This is a genomic window from Protofrankia symbiont of Coriaria myrtifolia (assembly GCF_900634755.1).
In the GTDB taxonomy this organism is placed as follows: domain Bacteria; phylum Actinomycetota; class Actinomycetes; order Frankiales; family Frankiaceae; genus Protofrankia; species Protofrankia coriariae.
Genome location: NZ_CAAAFS010000110.1, coordinates 26873 through 30729 on the forward strand (window position 1 = coordinate 26873; position 3857 = coordinate 30729).

3 protein-coding genes are annotated in these 3857 nt (G+C 71.1%); all 3 read left to right on the plus strand.

Annotated elements, in window-relative coordinates; genetic code table 11:
• Nucleotides 1–114 precede the first annotated feature (114 nt).
• Nucleotides 115–1521: a cytochrome ubiquinol oxidase subunit I gene (locus CM1CMNOD_RS06095; protein WP_013872797.1), complete on the plus strand. Its 1407-nt coding sequence runs from the start codon at nucleotides 115–117 to the stop codon at nucleotides 1519–1521.
• A 24-nt stretch (nucleotides 1522–1545) separates the two neighbouring features.
• On the plus strand, nucleotides 1546–2541 hold the full coding sequence (cydB, locus tag CM1CMNOD_RS06100; RefSeq protein ID WP_013872798.1) for a cytochrome d ubiquinol oxidase subunit II: 996 nt from the start codon (nucleotides 1546–1548) through the stop codon (nucleotides 2539–2541).
• The coding region (locus tag CM1CMNOD_RS06105) for an ABC transporter ATP-binding protein/permease (protein ID WP_131773886.1) at nucleotides 2528–3857 on the plus strand (1330 nt) is incomplete at its 3' end. The genes cydB and CM1CMNOD_RS06105, both read left to right, overlap by 14 nt.

Sequence of the window (3857 nt, forward strand, 5' to 3'; positions counted from 1 at the left end):
CGGCCCGCCCTGCCCAGCCTTCCCGGGCTGCCGGCGGCGCGGTCACGTGTTCGTGCCGCCGGCAGCCGGAGTTCCCCGGTCGCTGAAAGGAACACCGATGAACCAGGAACACAGATGAGTCAGGACACGATTGCCCGTTGGCAGTTCGCGATCACCACCGTCTACCACTTCCTGTTCGTCCCACTGACGATCGGACTTTCGCTGCTGGTCGCCGGCATGCAGACCGCATGGGTCCGGACCGGCAGTGTCGAATGGCTCCGCCTGACCCGTTTCTGGGGCAAGCTGATGCTCATCAACTTTGCCATGGGAGTGGTCACAGGAATAGTTCAGGAATTCCAGTTCGGAATGAACTGGTCGGATTACTCACGCTTTGTCGGGGACGTTTTCGGCCCGCCGCTGGCGATGGAGGCGCTGATCGCGTTCTTCCTGGAGTCGACCTTCCTCGGCCTGTGGATCTTCGGCTGGGACCGGCTGCCCAAGCGCGTCCACCTGGCCACCATCTGGCTGGCCTCGCTCGGCACCGTGATCAGCGCCTACTTCATCCTGGCGGCGAACTCGTGGATGCAGCACCCGGTCGGCTACCGGATCAACCCGGAGACCGGTCGGGCCGAGCTCACCTCGATCTGGAAGGCGCTGACGAACCCGACGCAGATCGTCACCTTCCCGCACGTGCTGTCCGCCTCGCTGCTCACCGCGGGCGCGGTGCTGGTCGGGCTGTCCTGTTGGCACCTGCGCAGGGGGCAGCAGGTCGACCTGCACCGCCGGGCCGTGCGGCTGGGCCTGGTGGTGTGTGCCGTGGCGTCGGTGGGGGTGCTGCTCTCCGGGCACTTCCAGGGCCAGGTCATGACCAGGCAGCAGCCGATGAAGATGGCCTCCGCCGAGGCGCTGTGGGACACCGAGAAGAGCGCGGGCTGGTCCCTGTTCGCCTACGGGGACGTCTCCCACGGCGAGAACAAGATCGACATCAAGATCCCCTACATGCTGTCGTTCATGGCCACGAACTCCTTCACCGCGGAGGTGGAGGGGGTCAACGACCTGCAGGCCGCCGCGGTCGCCAAGTACGGCCCCGGTGACTACACACCGGTCATGGGCGTCACGTTCTGGAGTTTCCGGATCATGATGGCGCTGGGTGGGGTCTACTTCGCCCTGGCGGCCTTCGGCCTGTGGCGGATGCGCCGCGGCGGGCTGCCCGGCGGACGCCATGTGCTGCTGGCGTTCGTGGGCGCCACCGTGCTGCCGTACGCGGCGAACACCGCCGGCTGGATCTTCACCGAGATGGGGCGCCAGCCGTGGTCGGTGTTCGGCCTGCTGCGTACCTCCGACGCGGTCTCCCCGAACGTCTCCACCACCGCGGTGGTCCTGACACTGGCCGGCTTCACCGTCCTCTACGGCGGGCTTGCCGTGGTCGCGCTGCGCCTGTTCCTGCGGCACGGCACGCACGAGATCCCGGAGCTGAGCCCGACCGTGACCATCGACGGCGAAGCGCGGCCCGGCGAGGCATTGCCGTCACTGGCCTACTGACATCCCGGGATCAGGAGTAGGGCGATGCTTGAGGAGTTCTGGTTCGTGCTCGTCGCCGTCCTGTGGGTCGGCTTCTTCGTCCTGGAGGGCTTCGACTTCGGTGTCGCGGCCCTGCTACCGGTGATCGGCCGTAACAACGAGACCGACCGCCGGGCGGTGCTCGGTACCATCGGCCCGGTCTGGGACGCGAACGAGGTGTGGCTGCTCACCGCCGGCGGTGCGATGTTCGCCGCTTTTCCGGAATGGTACGCAAGTCTGTTCAGCGGAGCGTACCTGGCGCTTTTCCTCATCCTGGTCTCGCTGATTGTCCGCGGGGTTTCCCTGGAATATCGGGGGAAGGCCACCACGGCGGCCGGGCGGGCCTGGTGCGACCGCGGGATCGTGGTCGGCGGGGCGCTGCCGGCGCTGCTGTTCGGGGTTGCCTGCACCAACATGGTCCGTGGCCTGGAGATGACCCCCGACCATCAGGTGACCAGCGGGTTCTTCGACCTGCTGAACCCGTATGCCCTGCTGGGCGGGGTGACCACGGCGCTGCTGTGCGTCCTGCACGGGGCGGTGTTCCTGTCGCTGAAGACCCGGGGTGAGATCCGGGCCCGGTCCCGCCAGGTCACCCGGGCTCTGATCCCGCCCGCGCTGGCCGCCCTGGCCGGGCTGGCCGGGTGGACGGTCGCGCTGCGCGGTGGGGTGCTCGTGGCCGTGGTGTCGGCGCTGGCGCTGGCCGCGCTCGGCGGCGCGGCGGCGGCCTGGTCCAACGAGCGGGACGGCTGGGCGTTCGCCGGCACGGCCGGCGCCATCGCGCTGATGGTGGCGAGCTGGTTCGTCGCGCTCTACCCGAACGCGCTGCCGGCGCTCGGCGCGCCGGAGAACAGCCTGACCATCAGCGACGCCGCCTCCGGGCACTACACGCTAACGATCATGACGTGGGTGGCGGTGCTGTTCACTCCGGTCGTCCTCGGTTACCAGGCGTGGTCGTACTGGGTGTTCCGACGACGGCTGGTTGGATCTGATGAAGCCGGTTGATCCGCGGCTGCTGCGGGTCACCCCGGCCCTGCGCGGCTACCTGCTGCGGCTGGGGGCGCTCGCGGTCGCCTCGGCCGCCCTGGTGATCCTCCAGGGGACCCTGCTGACCGACGTCGTGGTGACCGGTCAGCAGGTGGGGGCGGGTGTACTCACCGGGACCGTACTCGCCGGGACGGGGGGCGCCGTCGCGCTGCTCGTCCTGGTCGCCGCCGCCCGGGCAGTGGTGGTCTGGCTGTCCGAGCGCACCGCCGAGCGCACCTGCCCGGCGGTGTCGGCCGGGCTGCGCCAGGCCATGCTCGGCGCGGTCGTCGAGCGGACCGCCGGTACCGGCGGCGACCATCGTGATCGTGACGGGGGAGCGGGGGCGCTCGCGGTCACCGCGGGCGCCGGCCTGGACGGCATGGACGCCTACCTGACCCGCTTCCTGCCGGCGCTGGTCATGGTCGCGGTCGTCCCGCCGTTCGTGCTGGCCCGGATCGCTGGCGCGGATCTCGCCTCGGCAGGGGTCCTGGCCGTGGTGCTGCCGCTGGTACCGATCTTCATGGTGTTGGTGGGGCTGGCCACCCGCAACCGCACCGACCGGCAGCTGGCGGTGCTCAGCCGGCTGTCCGGGCACTTCCTCGACGTCGTCGAGGGCCTGCCGACACTGCGGATCTTCAACCGGGCACGGCCCCAGGTGGCAGTGATCCGCCGGATCACCGACGCCTACCGGGGGCAGACGATGGCGGCGCTGCGCTGGGCGTTCCTGTCGTCGTTCGTGCTGGAACTGCTCGCGACGCTGTCGGTCGCGCTGGTGGCGGTGTCGGTGGGGCTGCGGCTGGTCTCGGGCTCGCTCGACCTGCGCGCCGGGCTGCTGGTCCTGCTGCTCGCCCCGGAGGTGTACCTGCCGCTGCGGCAGGTGGGGGCGCAGTACCACGCGACCGTGTCCGGGCTGACCGCCGCCGCCGCCGCGCTCGACGTGCTCGACGCCACGCCGCCGCCGCGGCCGGGTTCGCGCCCGGCCCCCACCCGGTTCGACACCCTGCGGCTGGACGGCGTCGACCTGCGCGGCGCCGGGCGGGTCGAGCTGACCATCCGTCAGGGTGAGATCGTCGCGCTGGTCGGCCCGAGCGGCGCGGGCAAGAGCACCGTGCTGGCGCTGCTGCGCGGGGCGCTGCGCCCCACGCACGGCCGGGTGCTGGTGGACGGCGTCGACCTCGCCGGGGTCGACCCGGCCGGCTGGCAGGCCCGGGTCGGCTGGCTGCCGCAGCGGCCGCACGCCGTCTGCGGCGGCACGGTCGCCGACGAGGCGCGGCTGGGACGTCCCGGCGCGCCGG

Bases quoted from the DNA above. Each gene is read 5' to 3' on its own strand.
- cydB (WP_013872798.1), top strand. From the start codon at position 1,546: ATGCTTGAGGAGTTCTGGTTCGTGCTCGTCGCCGTCCTGTGGGTCGGC.
- CM1CMNOD_RS06095 (WP_013872797.1), top strand. From the start codon at position 115: ATGAGTCAGGACACGATTGCCCGTTGGCAGTTCGCGATCACCACCGTC.